The organism is Edaphosphingomonas laterariae, from assembly GCF_900188165.1.
Classification (GTDB): Bacteria; Pseudomonadota; Alphaproteobacteria; order Sphingomonadales; family Sphingomonadaceae; genus Sphingomonas_E; species Sphingomonas_E laterariae.
Genome location: NZ_FZOS01000004.1, coordinates 204,020 through 224,597 on the forward strand (window position 1 = coordinate 204,020; position 20,578 = coordinate 224,597).

At 64.4% G+C, this 20,578-nt stretch carries 16 protein-coding genes; 6 read left to right on the forward strand and 10 right to left on the reverse strand.

Annotation, left to right across the window (positions count from 1 at the left end; genetic code table 11):
- Positions 1–30 precede the first annotated feature (30 nt).
- The gene (locus CHB74_RS05985) at positions 31–969 is read right to left on the reverse strand and encodes a glycosyltransferase family 2 protein (protein WP_089218706.1); all 939 of its coding nucleotides are present in this window, start codon (positions 967–969) and stop codon (positions 31–33) included.
- Between the two features lie 418 nt (positions 970–1,387).
- Here CHB74_RS05985 and CHB74_RS05990 point away from each other — a divergent pair, with 418 nt between their 5' ends.
- Entirely contained in the window at positions 1,388–2,587 is a 1,200-nt protein-coding gene (locus CHB74_RS05990; protein ID WP_342746574.1) for a dicarboxylate/amino acid:cation symporter, read from the forward strand.
- Positions 2,588–2,664: 77 nt separating this feature from the next.
- Here CHB74_RS05990 and CHB74_RS05995 read toward each other — a convergent pair whose 3' ends face one another.
- The 5 genes from CHB74_RS05995 to CHB74_RS06015 form a co-directional block, all read right to left on the reverse strand.
- Positions 2,665–3,012 (reverse strand): RidA family protein, encoded by a 348-nt coding sequence (locus CHB74_RS05995; protein ID WP_089218708.1) that lies wholly within the window; start codon positions 3,010–3,012, stop codon positions 2,665–2,667.
- A 13-nt stretch (positions 3,013–3,025) separates the two neighbouring features.
- Positions 3,026–4,324, reverse strand: coding sequence for an FAD-dependent oxidoreductase (locus tag CHB74_RS06000; protein WP_245842659.1), 1,299 nt, complete (start codon positions 4,322–4,324; stop codon positions 3,026–3,028).
- 74 nt (positions 4,325–4,398) lie between these two features.
- Entirely contained in the window at positions 4,399–5,997 is a 1,599-nt protein-coding gene (locus CHB74_RS06005; protein ID WP_089218709.1) for an N-acyl-D-amino-acid deacylase family protein, read from the reverse strand.
- The gene (locus CHB74_RS06010; RefSeq protein ID WP_245842661.1) at positions 5,997–7,331 is read right to left on the reverse strand and encodes a serine hydrolase domain-containing protein; all 1,335 of its coding nucleotides are present in this window, start codon (positions 7,329–7,331) and stop codon (positions 5,997–5,999) included. Before CHB74_RS06010 ends, CHB74_RS06005 begins: the two co-directional genes overlap by 1 nt.
- Positions 7,332–7,539: 208 nt before the next feature.
- On the reverse strand, positions 7,540–8,439 hold the full coding sequence (locus CHB74_RS06015) for a LysR family transcriptional regulator (protein WP_089218710.1): 900 nt from the start codon (positions 8,437–8,439) through the stop codon (positions 7,540–7,542).
- 180 nt (positions 8,440–8,619) lie between these two features.
- Here CHB74_RS06015 and CHB74_RS06020 point away from each other — a divergent pair, with 180 nt between their 5' ends.
- Entirely contained in the window at positions 8,620–11,595 is a 2,976-nt protein-coding gene (locus CHB74_RS06020; protein ID WP_089218741.1) for a TonB-dependent receptor domain-containing protein, read from the forward strand.
- Between the two features lie 124 nt (positions 11,596–11,719).
- Here CHB74_RS06020 and paoC read toward each other — a convergent pair whose 3' ends face one another.
- The 4 genes from paoC to CHB74_RS06040 all read right to left on the reverse strand — a co-directional run bounded on the left by paoC (position 11,720) and on the right by CHB74_RS06040 (position 17,807).
- Positions 11,720–13,921, reverse strand: coding sequence for an aldehyde oxidoreductase molybdenum-binding subunit PaoC (gene paoC / locus CHB74_RS06025; RefSeq protein WP_089218711.1), 2,202 nt, complete (start codon positions 13,919–13,921; stop codon positions 11,720–11,722).
- A gap of 3 nt (positions 13,922–13,924) precedes the next feature.
- Complete coding sequence (locus tag CHB74_RS06030; protein WP_089218712.1) at positions 13,925–14,878, reverse strand: FAD binding domain-containing protein; 954 nt, start codon at positions 14,876–14,878, stop codon at positions 13,925–13,927.
- Complete coding sequence (gene paoA / locus CHB74_RS06035) at positions 14,875–15,516, reverse strand: aldehyde dehydrogenase iron-sulfur subunit PaoA (protein WP_089218713.1); 642 nt, start codon at positions 15,514–15,516, stop codon at positions 14,875–14,877. The genes CHB74_RS06030 and paoA overlap by 4 nt, the downstream gene beginning before the upstream one ends.
- Positions 15,517–15,665: 149 nt before the next feature.
- On the reverse strand, positions 15,666–17,807 hold the full coding sequence (locus CHB74_RS06040; protein WP_089218714.1) for a molybdopterin-containing oxidoreductase family protein: 2,142 nt from the start codon (positions 17,805–17,807) through the stop codon (positions 15,666–15,668).
- A gap of 460 nt (positions 17,808–18,267) precedes the next feature.
- On the opposite strand from CHB74_RS06040, the gene CHB74_RS06050 reads away from it, so the two are divergent.
- Genes CHB74_RS06050 through CHB74_RS06065 form a run of 4 tightly spaced genes read left to right on the forward strand, consistent with a single transcriptional unit; the run spans position 18,268 to position 20,499 of the window.
- On the forward strand, positions 18,268–19,266 hold the full coding sequence (locus CHB74_RS06050) for a L,D-transpeptidase family protein (RefSeq protein ID WP_089218716.1): 999 nt from the start codon (positions 18,268–18,270) through the stop codon (positions 19,264–19,266).
- Positions 19,263–19,871: a M23 family metallopeptidase gene (locus CHB74_RS06055; RefSeq protein WP_089218717.1), complete on the forward strand. Its 609-nt coding sequence runs from the start codon at positions 19,263–19,265 to the stop codon at positions 19,869–19,871. Before CHB74_RS06050 ends, CHB74_RS06055 begins: the two co-directional genes overlap by 4 nt.
- Before the next feature lie 31 nt (positions 19,872–19,902).
- Entirely contained in the window at positions 19,903–20,148 is a 246-nt protein-coding gene (locus tag CHB74_RS06060) for a hypothetical protein (RefSeq protein ID WP_245842662.1), read from the forward strand.
- 18 nt (positions 20,149–20,166) lie between these two features.
- Entirely contained in the window at positions 20,167–20,499 is a 333-nt protein-coding gene (locus tag CHB74_RS06065) for a VOC family protein (protein WP_089218718.1), read from the forward strand.
- The last annotated feature ends 79 nt before the right edge of the window (positions 20,500–20,578 follow it).

The following is a 20,578-nucleotide window of genomic DNA, read 5'->3' on the forward strand; positions in this document are numbered from 1 at the left end:
TCGGCCTTCGCGGGCCGGAGTTCAAGGGGATTACGCCCCCGGCGCGGGGTGCGACAGGTAAGCCAGCCGCCGCATCTCGCGACGGCCGCGCACCACCGTGTCCAGAATCAGTCCGCAAAAGCCGTTGATGAACGCCAGGATCATCAGCCCGGTCGAAAGGATCGCGGTGGGCATGCGCGGCACCAGGCCGGATTCGGCATAGGTGATCGCCAGCGGCACGGCGAGAATCACCGCCAGCGCGGCCAGCGCCGCGCCGATCACCCCGAAGAACAGCACCGGCCGCTCGATACGGAACAGCGTGCCGATCGTCTTCAGGATGCGCCAGCCATCGCGATAGGTGGACAGCTTCGAAACCGATCCTTCCGGCCGCGCGCCATAAGCCGTCACCAGCTCGGCCACCGGCATGCGCAGTTCCAGCGCGTGGACGCTGATCTCGGTCTCGATCTCGAAACCTTCCGAAAGCACGGGGAAACTTTTGACAAAACGGCGCGAAAACACGCGATAGCCGGAAAAGATATCGCTGAAGCTGCGGCCGAACAGGCGCGCCAGCATGCCGGTGAACAGCCGGTTGCCCAGCCGGTGCCCGCGCCGATAGGCTTCCTCCACCTCCGACTGGCGCGCGCCGACCACCATGTCGAGCTTCTCGTCGACCAGCATCCGCACCATTTCAGGCGCCGCAGCGGCATCATAGGTCGCGTCGCCGTCCGCCATCACATAGATGTCGGCCTCCACATCGGCGAACATCCGGCGGACGACATGGCCCTTGCCCTGCATGCGCTCAGTCCGCACGATCGCGCCCGCCGCCGCCGCGATCTCGGCCGTGCCGTCCTTGCTGTTATTGTCATAGACATAGATCGCCGCCTCCGGCAGCGCGGCGCGGAACCCGGCAACGGTGCCGGCAATCGCCGCCGCCTCGTTATAACAAGGCAGGATCACGGCGACGCGGGGAGTGTGGACGACAGAATTCATGGCGCGCGGCTCTAACGCCTAAAGATGAACATGTCTCTAGAGCGATCTCGCGATCGCCTGAAGATAGCCTTGGCCGAGCGCCCCGGCCCCTTCCGCGCGATACTGCGGCGCGCCCGATCCGCGGCCATTTTGCCCATCGGAGCGAAGACTGCTTTCCGGCGCGGTATCGAAGTGCATGATGTGCCTGCACTTAACCGCAAGCTGGGCCCACCAGCCGACATCAAGCCGCTGGCGAATCCACACAGTTGCGAGGCAGCGGCAGAAGCAACTGAGTTCCAGTCGATAGCCTCAGGCTATGGAAGCGCAAACGCTTCGCACTCGTCTCACGCGATCCGGCTGCTATCAGGCCTCAAAACTGCGCTTAGGAGACAGGCCGCCGATGTTCCGTTCATGGTTCAGGATCCCACTTTGGAAACGCGTGCTGGTCGCGCTGGCCCTCGGTGTCGTGGCCGGCATCGCATTGGGCGAGGATGCCCAGTCGATCAAATGGATCGGCGACCTGTTCATCCGCGCGATCAAGATGCTCGTCGTGCCCTTGATCTTCTTCTCGCTGGTGTCCGGGATCACGGCGGTCGGCGATGTCGGCCGGCTCGGCAAGGTCGGCGGCAAGGCCATGCTGCTGTTCATGACCACCGCGATCGTCGCGGTGTCGCTTGGCATGGGGCTGTCCGCACTGGTCCAGCCGGGAACCGGACTGACCATCGCGCTCCCGGCCGGCACCGACGTGCCGCCCCCGCCGGATCAATCGCTGGTCGCGATGATCATCAGCCTTGTGCCCGAAAATCCGATCATGGCCATGGCGCAGGGCGCGATCCTGCCGGTGATCGTCTTCGCCGTCCTGTTCGGCGTTGCCATATTGGTTTCCGGAAAAGATGGAGCGCCGATTGCCAGGGCGATGAACTCGGGCTCCGTGGTGATGCAGAATATGACGATCTTCGTCATGGAACTCACCCCCTTTGGCGTGTTCGCCCTGATCGCGTGGGTTGCGGGCACCTTCGGTTTCGACGCGCTGCTCCCGCTCGGCAAGCTCGTCGCCCTGAATTATGTCGGCTGCGGCCTCATCCTGCTGGTCGTCTACCCACTTATCCTTCGGTTCATTGCACGCTTGCCCGTCAGGGATTTCTATCGCGGCATCGTCGATGCGCAGGCGGTGGCCTTTTCGACCGCATCCTCCAATGCCGCCTTGCCGGTCACCCTCCGCTGCGTTGAGCGGAACCTTGGCGTGTCCAATTCGATCGCCAGCTTCACCGTGGCGCTCGGCGCTACGATCAATATGAACGGCACCGCGATGTATCTCGGCGTGATCGCACTGTTCGGGGCCCAGGCCTATGGCATCGAACTGACCTGGATGTCCTATGTGATGATCGCGCTGACCGCGACACTTGGCGCCATCGGGGCTGCGGGCGTGCCCGGCTCCGGCCTGGTGATGATGAGCCTCGTGCTCACCTCCATCGGGGTTCCGCTGGAAACGATCGCGTTCGTCGCCGGCATCAACCATTTGCTCGACATGATGAGGACGATGACCAATGTCACCGGCGATGCCACCGTCGCGGTGGCGGTGGGGCGCATGGCCGGCGAGATCGACGTCGCCGAATATCGGTCCGCCGACGACGTCTGAACATGCCGGAATGGGCATGAAGAAGGGGCGCCGGAATGTCCGACGCCCCCTTCATTTTGCCCCATTGGGCAGCTTGTTCAGTCGATAAAGGCAACTGCCTCGATTTCGACGTCGCCGGCAACAAGACCGGAGATGACCGTCGATCGCGCCGGAAACTCCCCTCCGAACGCCTCGCGATAAACCTCGTTGAAACCCGCCATGTAGCTGGCATCGGTCAGCCATGCGGTAACCTTCACGACCTGATCGAGACGCGCCCCCGCCTCCCCAAGCACAGTCTGCAGATTGGCAATCGCCTGCCGGGCCTGGACGCGGATATCACCCGGCACGATCGCGCCGTCGCGCCCGCGCGGCAATTGGCCGGACGTGAAAATCAGGTTGCCGGCGCGGCGAAAGCGGCTGAGCGGCGGCGGTGAAGCGACAGTCATTTGGAAATACCTTTCATGACAAGGAGGGGCGAAGGCCGGTTTCGATCAGCGCGGCCGTGCGTTCGGCTGAACCCATGGCGAAGGTCCAACCCAGCATGCCGTGGCCGATGTTGAGGTAGAGATTGGCGCGCGCACGCGCGATGATCGGTAGCGAATTCGGCGTCATCGGACGGAGGCCCGCCCACCCCGTGCCCGCCGCGTCATAATCGGCCGCATCGGGCATCGCAGCGCGCGCGCTGTCGACCAGTGCGTTCAGGCGATTGGCATCGACACCGGTGGACCAGTTGCCCAGTTCGGCCAGTCCGGCAACGCGCATCTGATCCCCCAGGCGGCAGAAAACGATCTTTCGCGATGCATCGGTCAGGCTAACCGATGGCGCGCGCGGGCCGACCGGGGCGGTGAAGCTGTAGCCCTTCATCGGACGCACCGGCGCGCGGATGCCGAACCGTGCAAGGAAATGCGGCGCGCCGGCACCAAGGCAGATGACCGCCGCACGCGCAGAAATCACTTGCCCGGACGGATCCGACACATGAACCGCGTCCCCGTCCTCACGCAGATGCGAGGCACTGAAGCCGAATTCGGCACGAACGCCATAAGAGCCGCGCAGCAATTCCAGCATTGCGCGACAGAAAAGATGCGGGTCGCCCACTTCATCAGCCGGAGTCCACAACACGCCTGCCAGTGGACCGGCGTTGGCCAGAGCAGGCTCGATGCCCATGGCCTCAGCAGGCGAAAGCAGATGTTGCTCGATCCCGGCATCCCCCTTCAGCGACACCACCTCGGCCGCGCGCGCGAAAGCAGCCGGATCGCGATACAGATGCATCTTGCCCGGCATTGCGTGGCCGAAATCAAGCGAATGCCGTTCCTGGAGCGCGTGCAAGGCCAACCGGGACTCCAGGCCGATGCGGAGCGCGGCCAGCGTGTTGGCGCTGAAGCGCGCGTCCGTGCAGTTCCTCAAAAAAGCGAGGCTCCAGCGCAGAAATCCCGGATCGACGCCCATCCGGAAGCGAAAGGCGGGATCGAGCCCCAGCACCATGGCTGGCAACTTCCTGAGCAGGGCCGGCTGCGCCAGCGCGTCGGTATAGGCATAGCTCAGCTGTGCCCCGTTCGCGAACGACGTTCCCCGCCCCGGTCCCTCTTCGCGATCGACAAGGATCACCGAATAACCGCGCCGGGCGAGCGCATAGGCCGTCGCGACGCCGACGACACCAGCGCCAAGCACCAATATGTCGCCATCGGGGCGGCCAGGTGCGCCGTCTTGCGGGCAGCCGGCATCCTTCGCCGGGCGCGAATATTTCATCTCGATCCTCATCAGTTCAATATCCGCCCGCGCAATGCAGCGAGCGCTGCCCGCCGATCAGGCCGGGCAGGTGATGCCAGCGGCCTTCATCGCTGACAGGTTCCCGCCGGCGGCGCATGGCGAATGGCCTTGCCGGCAGCGATGCCGGTGGGCTTGCCGGCGGCGATGGCTTGCCGGCCGTTCACGAACAGGGCGTGGACGCCGGTCGCCAGTTCGCGCGGTGCCAGATAGGTCGCTACTGGGCGATAGCTTGCCGGGTCCAGGATCACGACATCGGCCTTGTATCCCACCCGCAAATGCCCGCGATCCCGCAGCCCGAACATGTCGGCGGTCCGCCCCGTGCTGCTGTTGATGAAACCGGCCGTGTCGATCACCCGATCTTCCAGGACATATTTGGCGAACTTGCGTGGGAAGGTGGCATACATGCGCGGATGGCCTTCCGATCCGTCCGACCCGGTGACGACCCAGGGCTGGCGCATGAAAGCCGCAATATCCTTGTCAGCCATGTTGAAGGAGACGAGCTTACCACTGTGATCGTCGTGGCGGATGATCCGGATGGCGGCCGCGATCGGAGACACGCTCCATCGCGCAGCGATCTCATCGAGGCGGAGACCCGTCCATTCGCGTTCCGGCACTGTCAGCAGCAATGAGTGCGCGCCGCCACGCCGGCGCATATTTTCCGCCATCGCGCGTTCGATGCGTGCCCTGTCGGCCGCATCGTCCAGTCGGCGCAGCATCGCGTCGCGCCCGCCATCGACGGCCCAACCGGGCAGCAATGCGGCCTGCAGGCTGGTGCCGGAGGCATCCCACGGATATTGGTCGGCGGTTATCCGCTGCCCCTGCCCGCGCGCCTTGTCGATCATGGCAATGATGTCCGGCGCCTTGCCGTGAACGTCGACGCCCAAGGCCTTGATATGCGCGATGTGGACAGGCAGCCCGGCCGCGCGGCCGATGGATATGGCCTCCTCCACCGATCGCGCCAGCCCGACCGTATAGGATGATTCATCGCGCTGATGGCTGTCATAGATGCCACCGCGCTTCGCCGCTTCGCGGGCAAGTGCGAGAACCTCTTCCGTTTTCGAGAAGCTCTGCGGCGCATAGAACAGTCCGGTCGACAGGCCTATCGCGCCTTCGCACATGCCGGTGGCAACCAGAGCCTTCATCTTTTCGAGCTCTGCAGCGGTCGGAGCGCGCGCATCGTCGCCGATCACGGCGCGTCGCACCGGCCCGAAACCGACATAGGTCGCGACATTGGTGCCGAAGGTCCGCTTCTCCACGTCATCGAGCGTTGCCCGGACATCGGGCGATCCGCCGCCATCGACACCGGTGAAGATGGTCGTCACGCCCTGCATGAGCCATGGCAGGTTCAACCGCCCTCCACCGCCCTCGCTGTCCAGAAAACGCTGCGCATGGGTATGCGGATCGATGAAGCCGGGCGCCACGATCATTCCACGGGCATCGATCACTTCAGCGTGGACGAATGTCCTCGCGCCCGGGCCGACATGGACGATGCGATCGCCCTGAATGACCACGTCTCCCTTGATCGGCGCTGCGGAGGAGCCGTCATAAATGTCCCCGCCCCGGATGATGGTGATGCCGCCGCCCTGGTCGGCAACCGCGCGACCGGGCATTCCGACGGCGATCAGCAGGGCGACACCGGCGAGCATGTGCTTGCGGATCGTCATCAATCCTGCCCTCCTTCGATACGCGAGAAACGGATGCCGCCGGACCCGCCACGGGCCACGACGATGTGATCGGAACCGTCGCCAAAGGTCATTCGCGTCGGGCCGGCGACATAGCTGCCATCCTCCGCGGGCGTGAACCTCTCCACCCTGGGCGATGCGAGCAACGGCGAGGAGATGGTGACCGTCAATTGGGTGCCGTCCATCGCCAGGCTGTATTCGGCATCGAGCTCGCGCGAGCGGAAGCGCCCACTCGGAGCGGCGCGAGCGACGGTAGCGAGTGGAACGCCACTCGCCATCATCACCTGATCGATCTTTTCCTGCGCGTTCCAGTCGCCGCGATTGCACAGCAGGACATAGGCTTCATGCCGCTCCGGTAGCCTGGCATAGACATGCTTGAACGCTTCGGCCGCGCCACCGTGCTGGACAAACCATTGCCCCCTGCGGCGCCCGATGTGCAGCCCGCCGCCATAGCCCATGCCCTTGCCGTCATCGATCCGCGCGCCGGTCGCCAGTCGCCCCGGCGCCAGCATGATCTTCGCCACCGCAGGGGTCCACACGCGATGGCCGCGTTCGATATCCCGCTCGAAGCGGGCAAGATCGTTCAGCGAGATCATCAGGCCGCCGGACCCGCTGAACCGCGGGAACGTGTCGCGGACGACGAACTTGCCCGCGTCGGGCACATACCCATGGGCGGCGCGCGGACCGCCGGCCTTCCCGTCCAGAAAGTAGCTGCGCTTCATGCCAAGCGGCGCGAAAATGGCGCGCCGCGCATAATCGGCGAATGGCCGCCCGGAAACGCGCTCGACGATTTCGGCGAGAAGGAGATAGCCACCGTTGGAATAGCTGTAGCTAGTGCCCGGAACGAAGGCCGTGTCCGATTGGCGAAACAGGAGGCGCAGGGCCTGATCCTTCGAAGCCCGCCCGACATCCGCCATTCCGGCCAGGCGCAGCAGGCTTAGCGAATCCCGAATGCCGGCACTGTGATGCATCAACATGCCGACCGTCACCGTCGCGCGATAGGCCGGCAGCTCGGGCAGATATTTGCGCACGTCATCGTCCAGCGACAGCCGGCCATCGGCAATCAGGGTGGCGGCTGCCAGCGCGGTGAATTGCTTCGAGAGCGACGCGCCATAGAATAGCGTTTCGCCATCCAGCGGGATCTGATCGGCGAGATCGGCATAGCCGGAGGCCGCCTGCGCCACCATTGCCCCGTCGCGGAAAGCGCCCGCGACACAGCCCGGCGCGGCCGCATGGGCGGGGTCGGCAAGGATGTCCGCCATGCTGGCCGGCGCCGCGCTGGCCGCCACGGCTGACAGCAGCGTTGGCAACATCATGGCCAGGCCCGAAACACGAACGACCGAAAAACGTGAATATGGCTGCGCGTTCAAGGGGCCGGTCTTCCGTTCAATGCCTCACAAGCGGGATGGCGCGCGCCCGCACGGGCTCGCATGCCATGAGCCTGTGCTTTGCTGCGGGCCGCCCGACAAGGCAAATGCCGGTTATTCGGCACGGCATAACCATCGGCTATGCCCTTATTCCACATCAGCCGCAGGGCTGCGCCTGCCCGGCCAGCACTTCGCGAACGATGTCGATGAACAATGCGATGAGTTCGGCCGATGGCGGATTGCCCAGCGTGATCGCGCTGATCGGTGATCGCACTTCAGGGGCCAGCCGATAACAGGACAGATCGTGGATCGACAGCGCTGCCGCCGTGAATTCATCGGTGACGGTGACGCCCAGCCCCTCCCTGACCAACGCAATCGCTGCATAATATGTGTGCGCCGTTACGATTTCGCGCGGCGCCACCTCCAGCCGGGCCAGCTCGTTGACAAAAACGTCGGCCAGCGGACCGCTGTCACGCAGGCCGATAAAGTCCATATCGTCCAGAACATTGATTGGAACGGGCCGATCAGTCGGACCAAAGCGGCCCTTGGGCGAGACAAGCAGCAGGCCCGCGCTGCCCAGGCTGGTCTGGGTGACATGGGTGTGTCGAAGCATCCGGTAACCAATGGCGACATCGCATTCGCGTTCGTAAAGGCTGCGTTCGACTTCGCGGCTGTGCAGCGTCGTGATCTCGAACGTCACGTCCGGGTGCTGCCGGCGGAAGCGGGCGATGGCGCGCGGGCCCAGCGCCAGACCAATGGACGGCAACACCGCCACCCGCAGATGGCCGCCCTTTCGCGCACCCAGATTCTTGGCCGTGCGGGCCAGCCGGCCCAATTGGGTGTAAACCTCCGACACTTCGCCAAACAGTTCGTGGGCCGGCGGTGTCGCCACGAGCCGGCCCTTCACACGCTGGAACAGCTCGTAGCCAAGTTGATCCTCGGCATGACGCAGAACCTTGCTGACCGAGGGCTGCGACACGTTCAGGGCGCGCGCCGCTTCACTGATCGAGCCATGTTCATACACGGCATGAAAAACCTCGATGTGGCGCAGGCGCATGGGGTTCCCCGCAGAATGGGCGACTCCCACCTCTATAGCCCAAGGTTATGGACCGCTGAAAAGCCGGAATTGGACGGGCCGGGGCGAATCCCGGATCAGCATTGCACTTTTGTGTCGGGCCCGTCCGAGCGCCCGGCGTCACAAATGCCAAAGGGGATATCGATGTATCTGCGCGAGCGAATGGCCCGCCGCTTGAAGGCGACTTTGCTGATTTCCACCTGCTTCGGATATGTTCCGCTGGCCCAGGCCCAGACGGCTTCGACCGAAAACGCCGCGCCTGCGGCTGAAGAAATCGTGGTCGTCGGATCGCAGATCAAGAATTCCGTTGTCGCCGGGCAATTGCCGGTATCGGTGATCACCAGCGACGATATCAGCACCATCGCGGCAACGTCCGGCGCCGATCTGCTCGCCGCGCTGCCCGCGAACGGAACGGTCAACTTCAACGGCACCGACACCGTTTCCAACGGCGTCCACGCCGCGCGCGGTGACGTGGCCTCCGCGAACCTTCGCAGTATCGGTTCCGGCAACACGCTGGTCCTGCTAAACGGCCGTCGCCTCGTGCAGCATCCGGGATACCAGACGGAGGATTCGGTTCCGGTATCCACGGTCAACATGAACGCCCTGCCGGTCAACGGCATCGACCGCGTGGAAGTGCTGCATGACGGCGCATCGGCCATCTATGGTTCCGATGCCGTCGCGGGCGTGATCAACACGGTGCTCGATGGCAAGTTCGAAGGCGTCCGCGTTACCGGCGAGATCGGCTTCGCCGAGAACACCGACAAGATGAAATATAGCGGTGACTTCGAAGGCGGGTGGAGCTTCAACGAAGATCGCACCCATGTTTCCTTGCTGCTCAGCTATTACCAGTCCTCCAAGGTCTGGGCGCACGAGCTTGAAATCCCCGGCGCGTCGGATCGCCGTCCGTTCGTCGAAGGCACGCCTTTCGAAGGCGACACCGCCTTTGACAATCGGTCGAGCAGCGCGCCCTGGGGGCAGTTCACGGCGGCAACGCCGATTGCCGGATTGACCAGTTCGGGCGGCGTGTTCCACATCCAGCCCAACGATGTTGCGGGGTGCCGGGGCGCCCTTTCCGGCGGGATCTGCATCGACGATGGCAGCCTCGATCGCGACCTGCGTTTCGACATCAACCGCTCCCGCACGATGTCGCCCAGCGTGAAGCGCGGCAATTCCTTCCTGTTCCTGAATCATGATTTCGGCAACGTGCAGTTCTACAGCGAACTTGGCTATTATCGCGCACGCACGGAGGAATATCGCGGCGAATCCTCCATTCTCAGCTCCGCCCAGTTCAACATTTCGAAGGACGCCTACTGGAATCCACTGGGCGCGCTTGGCAACCCCAACCGGGTCGGCGGCTTCGCAATTCCTGCGGAAGGTGTCGATCTGACGCTGACCAATTATCGCGTCGTCGACGCCGGCCTGCGCCACATCCAGGTCGACAATGAATCCTTCCGCCTGCTCGGCGGGTTCAAGGGCAATTTCGGCAATTGGGACTGGGACACTGCCGGCCTTTATTCCGAAGCGACCACGAAGGACGTCACCTTCGATCGGGTGAGCAACAGCCTGTTCAGTCAGGCCCTCAACCGCACCGACACCAGCGCCTATAACCCGTTCAACGGTGGCGACCTCGCCAACCCCAATTGGGGCGACGGCACGCCGAACGCCCAGTCGACGATCGACAGCTTCCTCGTCGATGTCGGCCGCTTCGGCAAGACGACGCTCGCGTTGGCCGATTTCAAGGTCTCCAATGGCGGTCTGTTCACCCTCCCGGCCGGCGACGTCGGCATCGCCCTGGGTGCCGAATGGCGGCGGCAGAGCTATATGGAGGATTATGACGATCGCCTCGACGGGACTATCAACTACACCGACGCCGTCACCGGCGCCTTCGTGAACGCGTCGGACATCATGGGATCGAGCGTCGCGGCCGATTCCCGCGGCTCGCGCAACGTCTGGTCGGCTTTCTCCGAACTGGCGGTGCCGCTGGTCAGCCGCGACATGGGCGTGCCGCTGGTGCGCAAGCTAGACCTCCAGCTTGCCGGCCGTTTCGAACATTATTCGGATGTCGGCAGCGTGTTCCGCCCGAAATTCGCCTTGTCCTGGTATCCGGTCGACAAGTTCCAGATCCGTGGTTCTTATGCCGAAGGCTTCCGGGCCCCCAATCTCGAGCAGCTCAACACCGCAGTCACGACCCGCGTGAGCACGGTGATCGACTATTACCGGTGCCAGGCGAGCGTCAACAAGGGTGACCTTGCCGGCCTGGGCGCCTGCGTCGGCAATGATCGCGTCGAGGAACGCCGGCTCGGCAACCGCGATCTCAAGCCCGAAACCGATATCAGCTATTCCTTCGGCGCAGTGTTCACGCCGACGCGAAATCTGACGTTCACGGTCGACTACTGGCATATCAAGCAGCGCAACCTGGTCGGCATCTTCGGCGCCGAGAATATCTCCGCGCTCGATTATGTCTATCGCAGCCAGGGTGGAACGGGCCTTCCAGGCGTCCTGCGCGCCGATCCCACCGCCGACGATATCGCGTTCTATCAGGGTAGCGGCCTCGCCCCGCTTGGCGAAATCATCCAGGTCGACGACATCTTCACCAATCTCGACTCGCGGACGAGCGCCGGTGTCGACCTCGGCCTCTATTATCAGCCGCCCGAAACCCCGATCGGCAAGTTCAACATCAAGCTGAACGCCTCCTATCTCGACAAGGCCTATCAAGGGCTGTCGGATCAGGCGAAGCTGATCCAGAGCACGCTCGGCGATGCGGTGCCGCTGGAGGCGATCGGCGACCTGCTCGAACGCGATGGCCGGCCGAAGTGGCAGGCATCGGGCACGATCACCTGGAAAAGCGGCGGCTGGGGCGCCGGCCTGTTCGGCCGCTATGTCGGCAAATATTATGACACGGGCATCGTGCAGGATCAGACGGGCGAATATTGGAAGGTGAAGGACAACTTCACGATGAACCTCTACGCCCAGTACAGCTTCCTGGACGGCCCGATCGAAGGAACGCGCGTTCGCGTCGGCGTCCGTAACCTGCTCGACACCGATCCGCCGCTCGCCGACGCCACTTATGGCTATGACGCGCGCCTCCACAGCTCCGAAGGCCGCTTCTTCTACTGGTCGGTCCAGACGCGCTTCTGATCGGCCCTCCCCCCGAACAGCAGGATCTGATCAACCAGCAAGGATTGGCCCTGGCCGCAATGCCGGGGCCAATCCTTATCGCCAGCCCCTGCCGCGCGGACGAAGCGCCGCCCGCCCGAATGGCTCAACCGACCGCAGGAAGCCGGTCGAGATATTTATCCAGGGTCAGCGGATAGTCGCGCACGCGGATGCCGGTGGCATTATAGACGGCGTTCGCGATGGCCGCGCCGGGACCGCAAATACCGAGTTCGCCGACGCCTTTCGCCTTCAGCGGCGAGATCACGGGATCAAGCGTATCGAGGAATATGCATTCCTGATGCGGAATGTCGGCGTGGACCGGCACTTCATAGCCAGCCAGATCATGATTGACGAAAAAGCCGAAGCGCTTGTCGACGGCCAGTTCCTCCATCAGCGCCGCGCCAGCCGCCATCACCATCGCGCCGATCACCTGGCTGCGCGCCGAAAGCGGATTGAGGATTCGGCCGGCGTCACAAACGGCGAGCATGCGGCGGATCCGCGTCTCCCCAGTGTAGGCGTGGACGGCGACCTCGGCGAAATGGCCGGCATAAGTGCCGACATCATATTCGCGCTTGAACGGGCCGAAGCTGATCGAATCTTCCGCCGAGAGGATACCCGCATCGCCGAGCGACAGGGTGCGTTTGCCCAATGCGATCCGTCCGTCCGCGAACGTGGCCGCGTCGCCGTCAAAACCGAGCCTCTCGCCAATCTTGCGGCGCAGGCTGACGCAGGCAGCATAGACGCCCGCGGTCGCGCTCGCCGCGCCCCATTGCCCGCCCGATCCCGAAGACACCGGGTGGTCGGAATCGCCCAGTACCACCGACACGGCAGCCAGCGGCACCCCCATCGTTTCGGCTGCCGTCTGCGCGATGATCGTGTAGGAACCCGTGCCGATGTCGGTCATGTCGGTTTCGACGACCAGCCCGCCTTTGCCGTCGAGCCGAACCCGCGCAGCCGACCGCGTGGCCGGCCCGCCGCGATAGCCGGCAGCGACGCCCATGCCGATCAACCACTGCCTCTCGCGCATCTGGCCGGGCCGCGCCTGGCGTCGCGCCCAGTCGAAGCGATCGGCGCCCTCGCGCAGGCAGCGGACGAGATTGCGATCGGAAAAGCGCCTTTCCGGCATGCCGGGAACCTGCGATTGCGGTTCGTTAAGAATGCGCAGCGCGATCGGATCTATGCCCAGCCGATCGGCAAGCTCGTCGATCGCGACTTCGAGCGCGAGATGGCCAGGCGCTTCGCCCGGCGCGCGCATCGCATTGCCCTCCGGCAGGTCGATCTGCGCGGTATAGTTCGCCGTCAGCCGGTTGGGTGCGGCATACATGCGGGCAGTCTGCGCGCTGCCATTTTCGCCATCCTCGCCCCCGATATTGCCCGACCAGTTTTCGTGCGCGATCGCGACGATCCTGCCATCCTTCTCCGCGCCGATGCGAATGCGCTGGATGGTGGCGGGACGGTGCGTTGTATTGTTCGGCATCAACGGCCGCTGCAGCGCGACCTTGACAGGTCGGCCAACCTTTCTCGCGGCCAGCGCGGCAAGCACCGCGTCCGCGCGCACGAACAGCTTGCCCCCGAAACCACCGCCGACATAAGGCGAATCGAGCCGAATCTTCGCGGGATCCATCGCCAAAACCTCGGCCATCGCCGCCTTCGACCAGGCGATCATCTGGTTCGATGTCCAGAGCGTCAGCCTGTCCCCCTGCCATGCCGCGATGGTGGCGTGCGGCTCCATCATGGCGTGGCTTTCGTCGGACGTATGGTATGTGGCGTCGAGCTTCACCGGCGCTGCGGCGAAGGCGGCAGCGAAATCGCCAATGGCCCGCTGGTCCGGCCGCCCGTCCCGCCCCTTGGCGAGCGGCGCACCGGGCACCAGCGCTTCAAGGTCATGGCGCCCGCCCGCCCGCTCATACCGTGTACGGATCAGGCCTGCGGCAGCGCGGGCCTGTTCGAACGTCTCCGCGACGACACAGGCGATGGCCTGATGATAATGCGCCACATCCGGCCCACCGAATAAGGGCGCATTGTTAGTGGCGGGCTTGCCCACCGGGGGCGTTCCAAGCGCGGTTACGATGCCGAGCACACCCGGCGCCGCTTGTGCCTGTGCACTGTCCATCGACAGGATCCGGCCCTTCGCGATCGCGCTGCCCACGATATAGCCATAGGCCTGATCGGGAACGACATCGTGCCGTTCATAGGCATAAGGCGCCGTGCCGGTGGTCTTGAGCGGCCCTTCGATGCGCGGCGTCGGCTTGCCCACGATCCGGGCCTTGTCGAACAGATTGGGGCCGGCGGGTGCGTTGAATTCCATCGCTCAGCCCTCTTTGATCTCGGCCAGCACGCTCGCCAGCGCGCGCTCGGCAAGCAGGATCTTGAACCTGTTGTCGTGGCGCGGCGTCGCGCCCGCGAACATCTGCGCCGCTACGGGTTTGGCCCCTTCACGCAGCGCCGGCTCCGCTGCCTCGACCCGCCAGGGCTTGGGCGCGACACCGCCAAATGCGACCCGTCCCGCACCGTCCTTGTGGATCACGGCCGCGACGGAGACGAGCGCGAACGCATAAGAAGCGCGGTCGCGCACCTTGCGATAGACGTGCACGCCCTCCAGTGGCGGAGGCAATGTCACGGCGGTGATCAGTTCACCGCGCTCGATATTGGTGTCGCGCTGCGGATCGTCGCCGGGCAAGCGGTGGAAATCGGCGATCGGGATGGTGCGGGTCGTTCCGTCGGCCTTCACCGTCTCCACCGTCGCATCGAGAACGCGCATCGCGACGGCCATGTCGCCGGGATAGGTCGCGATGCACTGGTCCGATGTACCGATCACCCCCAATTGGCGCGAAAATCCGCCGATGGCAGCGCAGCCCGAACCGGCCCTGCGCTTGTTGCACGGCTGGTTGGTGTCGTAGAAATAAGGGCAACGGGTGCGCTGAAGCAGGTTGCCGGCGGTGGTCGCCTTGTTGCGGAGCTGCCCGCTCGCGCCGGCGACGATCGCGCGGGCCAGCACGCCATAATCTCGCCGGACGCGCGCATCGGTGGCCAGCGCGCTGTTCGTCACCAGCGCACCAATGCGCAACCCGCCATCCGTGCCGCGCTCGATCCTGTCGAGGCCCAGATCCTGGACGTCGACGAGATGCGTGGGTGTCTCGATCTCAAGCTTCATCAGATCGAGCAGGTTGGTCCCGCCCGCCAGGAATTTGGCGCCCTGTGTGCCGGCGACGGCAGCGGCGGCCTGGGCAGGCGTCTTCGCCCGTTCGTAGGTGAAGGCCCTCATGCCCGGCTCCCCGCGATTTCGGCCACCGCCTCCGCGATGTTCGAATAGGCGCCGCAGCGGCAGAGATTTCCGCTCATCCGCTCGCGAATCTCGCCGCTGGTCGCTTCGGGATTGGCGGTAATATCCACCTGCGCGTGGCTCGGCACGCCGCGCGCAATCTCATCGAGCATCGCGACGGCCGAACATATCTGGCCCGGGGTGCAATAGCCGCACTGATAGCCGTCATGCCGGATGAATGCCGCCTGCATCGGATGAAGCTTGTCCGGCGTGCCCAGCCCCTCGATCGTCACGATCGCGTCGCCCTCGTGCTGGACCGCGAGGCTCAGGCATGAATTGATCCGCTGGCCGTTGACGATCACGGTGCACGCGCCGCACTGGCCATGATCGCAGCCCTTCTTCGTGCCGGTGAGCTTCAGATGCTCGCGGAGCGCATCCAGCAAGGTGGTGCGGGTATCGAGGCTCAGCTTGCGCGCCTTGCCATTGACCTTGAACGCCACAGCCGCTGCGGGAGGCGCGTCCGGCGGCCGGGAGGTGCCCGCGACTGCGGCACCTTCCGTCATCGAGGTTGCCGCGATGCCCGCTGCGCCGCTGACCAGAATATCGCGCCTCGACAGACTATAATCGGGGTGATCTCGCATCCGGGCTGCTCCTCAGATGGACGTAACGCGCAAACTTGCGGTGGCGCTCCCATACGGCCGCTCACCATAAGCGGGATTGGTGGCAGCCGACAATTGAAGCATATGCGCCCGGCGGATCTGAGAGCACAGCCGATGCCTTCGCGCGCATCCTAACCTTTGCCACCAATCCGGCGCAGGGCCACCTTGAACCCTGTCATTCGGGGCATCGCATTGATGGTTTCGCGAACTTTGTCGTTCAACAACAGATTGGTCGATATTCCGTCTTCATAATATCCACGATTGCTCTCGACGTCGGGCAAACCACCGAAACCATGCGGAACGGAAATGACGCGGCGGCGCAGGGTCGCATCGGGTTCCGCCACCGCGACAATACTTCCCGTGTTCGAAACAATCTCCACCTCATCGCCGGCCACGGCACCGATTGTTGCGAGGTCTTCGGGATTGATGAAGGCCTTGTTGTAGGGGACACGCTTGCGCGTGGCGGGAAGATCCCGTCCGACCGAATTGAACGTCTCGCGAAGCCGCCGCACGGCGAAGCGGAACGGGAATTGTTCGTCCTCGACCGGCTCGGCCAGCACGTCATCCACTTCACCCCTGACGTCGTCCGCCATGACGCTGAACCGCCCTGCCCAGTCGGGATCCGCAGGTTCGGCAATCAGCGGCCGGGAATCGACGACGAGCCCTCTCTCCTGCCGCTGGATCTCCTCGAACGACACGGGCGCATGACCGGCGACACGCGCCAGCAGGTCGTCCGTCGTGGGCGGCGTCTGCATGTCGAGCGGCGTGCCCAGATAGTCGATCGGCACACCCAGCCGCTTGGCGAGCGACCAGAAGACGAACCAGTCGTCCACCAGCTCCGCTCCGGCGGGCGGCGAGGCAACCGCCGGCGTGTACCGCGTATAGGCAACGTCCTGATAGATCATTTGCTCGTAGAGCCAGAACGGAAGATCAGGGCGCTCATATTGGGTGTAGGGTGGCAGGATATAATCCGCGAGGTCGGTGGTGACGGTTGCCGTCGGCTCAATGCACACAAGCAAGTCGAGCGAGCGCAGCGCGCGGACGACCTTGCGCTGATCGGGCACGGCCGAGGCCGGGTTGCCGCCATGGACAATCAGCGCACGAACCTGTCCGTCGCCGGGCACCAGAATCTCGTCCGCCAGCACGCCCGTCATCATCTCGTCCGCAAGCATGCCGGAGCCATCTATGCGGCTTTTCGGTCCGTCTTCCCACCACCGCGGCGGCGGCGTCACCTGTGCCTTGCGCGGCAGCCGCGGCAGCACCGCGCCGGAATTGCCGACCTCCTCGCCTTCGCGCACCAGCTTTCCGCAGATGATATTGAGCGCTTCGATCAGATGTTCGGCAAGGTTGGAGTGCGGCCCCATATCGGGGCCTGTGGAACTTCCGGCAAAGCCCTTGCGCCCCTCCTGCGCGAACAGCCGAGCGGCTTCGAGGAGCAACTCCGGCGCGACATCGGCGCGCACCGCCACATAATCCGGCGTGAACCTCGCGACGGCGCCGCGCAATGCATCGAGATCGGCAACATGCTGCGCGCAGAACGCCTCATCATGCCAGCCCTCGCGCAGGATGATATGGTGCAAGCCCGCGATCACCGTCACATCCTCGCCAGGCAAGGGTTGCAGGTGAACATCCGCAAAGGCTGCGGTTTCACTGCGCCTCGGATCGATCACGATCAGCTTCATGCCCCGTGCGCGCGCCTCCTTCATGCGCTTCACGGGGTTTCGCGTGTCGAAGGGCGGGTTCACGGAAACCATCGGGTTCGTGCCGACCAGCAGCATCACATCGCACCGGCTGACCGGTGTTTTGCCGGGAGGCCACAGCCCAAGCCGACCCTGGGCGACATATTTCGCCGACTGATCGATCGTCGCCGAACTGAACATCTTGGGCGACCCAAGCGCCTTCAGCAGATCGGTGAGCATCAACACCGCCGACGACGTAAAAAAGCCGCCGCCGCCGCGATATCCGGCAATAGCCTCGGCCCCGCTTTCCTGCCTGATGCCATCCAGCCGCGCCGCGATTTCGTCCAGCGCCGTCTCAAGCGCGATCGGCACCAGCGTTCCGTCTTCAAGCCGTTTCATGGGACGCAGGAACCGATTGGGGTTCGCCTGCGCCTCCGCCGCACGGAGGCCTTTGTGGCAGGCAAAGCCCCATGTCTGCGGATCGTCGCGGTCCGCGCGGATATCCAAAATGCGCCCTGCGTCATCCGTCGTGACCACCATTCCGCATGTCCCCATGCAGATCCGGCAGAATGAAAGCTTCTCGTGCGTCGCCATGAGGCTATTCTCCGATGGTCTGCCTTCGTCACGTCATGGGCGGGCGTTCAGCAAGTTTCAGTGGCTGGGGATGGTCTTTGCGTCCGCAACGCGGGTCGACACGATGTCAGCCCCTTTGCTCCGGTCGCGACAAAGGATGGATCGGCTGGCGAAGCGCGCTGTCATCCTTCCGCTCCCAATGTCCTGCTTGCCTCGCAGTATAGCCCCGGGCTTCGTCATCGCGATGCAGCATTCAAGCCAAATTCACGGAAAGAGCCGGAAATGAAGTCATGCCCTCCATAAAGCCAATCCGGGGCCGTTCGCGCCGCACGTCGGACAGCATCGATCATCTGAAATCGCCTCAGCCGACCGATCCTGCCGAATTGCCGAACAGTGGCCGAGGGCGTCGTGCCGGAGATCGCGACGGATATTCTGCCCGCCCGCCGCGTTCCCATCTTCTCCAAGGAGAGGAAATTGCACGATGAAATTACGGGTTGCGTTGATCGGCACCACATTCGCCACACTCGCCCTGCCCGCTTCATCCTTCGCCGCCGCCCCGCAATCCATCGATCTGTCGGTGATGCACGCTCAGGTCATCCTCGACCGGCTTGGCTTTTCGCCGGGCGTCATCGACGGCAAGCAAGGCCAGTCACTGAGCCTCGCGCTCAAAGGCTTCCAGACGGCGAATGGATTGAAGCCGACGGGCGAGCTTGATCCATCCACGCTGAAGGCGCTCAGTGCCTGGCGTGCGATCCGGCCGACCCGCAGCCTGCAGCTCACCGATGCCATCGTCGCAGGCCCCTATTATGGCAGGCTGCCCCGCGACATGGCGAAGCAGTCGGATTATCCGGCGCTCGGCTACGCCAATCTGCTGGAACGCCTGGCGGAGAAGTTCCACACGACGCCGGACACGATCGCCGCGCTCAACCCGCCGGGTACGCGCCTCAAGGCCGGGCAAACCATCCGCCTGCCCGGCGCCCTTCCTTCCTCACGCGCATATCCGGCTGACCTTCCCGCGGCATGGCGCAAGACTCTGTCCGATCTCAATGTCGATGCCCGCCAGCCAGATGTCGCGCGGATCGTCGTCGACAGGTCGGATGCCGCGCTGCGCGCCTATGACGCGAGGAATCGGCTGGTCGCCCAGTTCCCGGCGACCATGGGGAGCGAGCATGATCCGCTTCCCCTCGGAAGCTGGAAGATCCAGGGCGCCGCGTACAACCCGCCCTTTCACTATAACCCGGATCTGTTCTGGGATGCTTCGTCTAAGGAGGAAAAGGCGAAGCTGCCGCCCGGCCCCAACGGCCCGGTCGGCGTTGTCTGGCTCGACATCAACAAGCCCCATTATGGCATTCACGGCACCCCCAATCCCGAGCAGATCGGCCGTACCGAAAGCCATGGCTGCATCCGCCTCACCAATTGGGATGCGGCCCGGCTGGCCTTGATGGTCAAGCCGGGCACCCCGGCCCGGTTTCAGGAATGAACCGGGCCGGCTGCGTCATCCTCGGCCTGTTGGCGCTCGCTGGCGCGGGGGTGGCGAGCCGGGTCCGCTTCGTGGATGCGCCGCCGGCCGCCGTTTCTAGGCCGCCGGCACCCGATTCCATGGCGGAAAAGCGCGAGCCCGCGCACGCGATGGAAGGCCTCGTGATACCGGTAGAGGGTGTTCGCGACGGCCAGCTCGTCGACACGTTCGACGACGCCCGCGGCGGAGGGACGCGTGGGCATGGCGCGCTCGATATCATGGCCCCGCGCGGAACGCCCGTCATCGCCGCAGCGCCCGGCGTCATCGAGCAGATATTCGAAAGCAAGGCCGGCGGCCACACCGTCTATGTCCGCGTCGATGGCGGCGCGTGGGTCCATTATTATGCCCATCTCGACACCTATGCGCCGGCCTTGGCCGAGGGGAGGCACGTCGATCGCGGCGAGCGGCTCGGCACCGTCGGCTCGACCGGCAACGCCGATCCCGCCGGCCCGCATCTCCACTTCGAAATCAAGCGCATGGCGCCCGGCGAAAAATGGTATCAAGGCACAGGGGTTAACCCCTACCCGCTGCTGTCCGGCAACGCCGGGCGCCGCCGCCCGGATTGATCAGCGAGCATCGGTTAGCAAGGTCTTCGCCATGTGCTACGCGCGGAGCATGACGGCAGGCGAACTTCAGGATCGATTCATTGCGACATTGGCGCGCGAAGCAGGTGGCGGCCATCGCCGCTGGCGGATCGCCGTCGGCCCTGTCCGGCTCTACAGCATCGACACGCACCCGCATTGCAATTGGGCGGTGACGCCATCGGGCAGCGCCGGCGAGATCGAGCGCGTCGAGCGCGTGGCCGATGTCTTGCGGCAACGGCACCCGATCGTCACCGAATAGCGAAAAGGAAAGACGGCAATGTTCGGATATGCGCTGGTCGGATCGAATGACCTTGATGCCGCCAAAGCCTTCTATGACGCGCTGCTGGGCGCGTTCGGCATGCCGATCATGTTCGAACATTCAAGCGGCGGCCGCGTCTATGGCAACGGCCTCGGCCAGCCCTTTTTCGGTGTGGTCGCCCCCTTTGACGGCCAGAAGGCCACGGTCGGCAACGGATCCATGTTGAGCCTTGCGATGAAGTCGCGCGAAGACGTCGATCATATCCATGCGCTGGCCATGGAACTGGGCGGCTCGGATGAAGGAAAGCCCGGCCTGCGCGGCAGTGCCGAACATGGTGTTGATTTCCACTGAGAGCTGACCCGGGAAGGGCCGATATTTCCACTGAGAAGTGACCCATGTTGAACTCACCCCTCCGGCTTGGCGAGCGGGG

What these genes read in the sequence shown, in the direction of transcription:
- CHB74_RS06015 (WP_089218710.1), bottom strand. Translation starts at nt 8,439, where the DNA reads ATGCGCCTGCGCCACATCGAGGTTTTTCATGCCGTGTATGAACATGGC.
- CHB74_RS06030 (WP_089218712.1), bottom strand. Translation starts at nt 14,878, where the DNA reads ATGAGGGCCTTCACCTACGAACGGGCGAAGACGCCTGCCCAGGCCGCC.
- CHB74_RS05985 (WP_089218706.1), bottom strand. Translation starts at nt 969, where the DNA reads ATGAATTCTGTCGTCCACACTCCCCGCGTCGCCGTGATCCTGCCTTGT.
- CHB74_RS06040 (WP_089218714.1), bottom strand. Translation starts at nt 17,807, where the DNA reads ATGGCGACGCACGAGAAGCTTTCATTCTGCCGGATCTGCATGGGGACA.
- CHB74_RS06055 (WP_089218717.1), top strand. Translation starts at nt 19,263, where the DNA reads ATGAACCGGGCCGGCTGCGTCATCCTCGGCCTGTTGGCGCTCGCTGGC.
- CHB74_RS06020 (WP_089218741.1), top strand. Translation starts at nt 8,620, where the DNA reads ATGGCCCGCCGCTTGAAGGCGACTTTGCTGATTTCCACCTGCTTCGGA.
- CHB74_RS06060 (WP_245842662.1), top strand. Translation starts at nt 19,903, where the DNA reads ATGTGCTACGCGCGGAGCATGACGGCAGGCGAACTTCAGGATCGATTC.
- CHB74_RS06010 (WP_245842661.1), bottom strand. Translation starts at nt 7,331, where the DNA reads ATGATGTTGCCAACGCTGCTGTCAGCCGTGGCGGCCAGCGCGGCGCCG.
- paoC (WP_089218711.1), bottom strand. Translation starts at nt 13,921, where the DNA reads ATGGAATTCAACGCACCCGCCGGCCCCAATCTGTTCGACAAGGCCCGG.
- CHB74_RS06050 (WP_089218716.1), top strand. Translation starts at nt 18,268, where the DNA reads ATGAAATTACGGGTTGCGTTGATCGGCACCACATTCGCCACACTCGCC.
- CHB74_RS06065 (WP_089218718.1), top strand. Translation starts at nt 20,167, where the DNA reads ATGTTCGGATATGCGCTGGTCGGATCGAATGACCTTGATGCCGCCAAA.
- paoA (WP_089218713.1), bottom strand. Translation starts at nt 15,516, where the DNA reads ATGCGAGATCACCCCGATTATAGTCTGTCGAGGCGCGATATTCTGGTC.
- CHB74_RS06005 (WP_089218709.1), bottom strand. Translation starts at nt 5,997, where the DNA reads ATGACGATCCGCAAGCACATGCTCGCCGGTGTCGCCCTGCTGATCGCC.
- CHB74_RS05995 (WP_089218708.1), bottom strand. Translation starts at nt 3,012, where the DNA reads ATGACTGTCGCTTCACCGCCGCCGCTCAGCCGCTTTCGCCGCGCCGGC.
- CHB74_RS06000 (WP_245842659.1), bottom strand. Translation starts at nt 4,324, where the DNA reads ATGAGGATCGAGATGAAATATTCGCGCCCGGCGAAGGATGCCGGCTGC.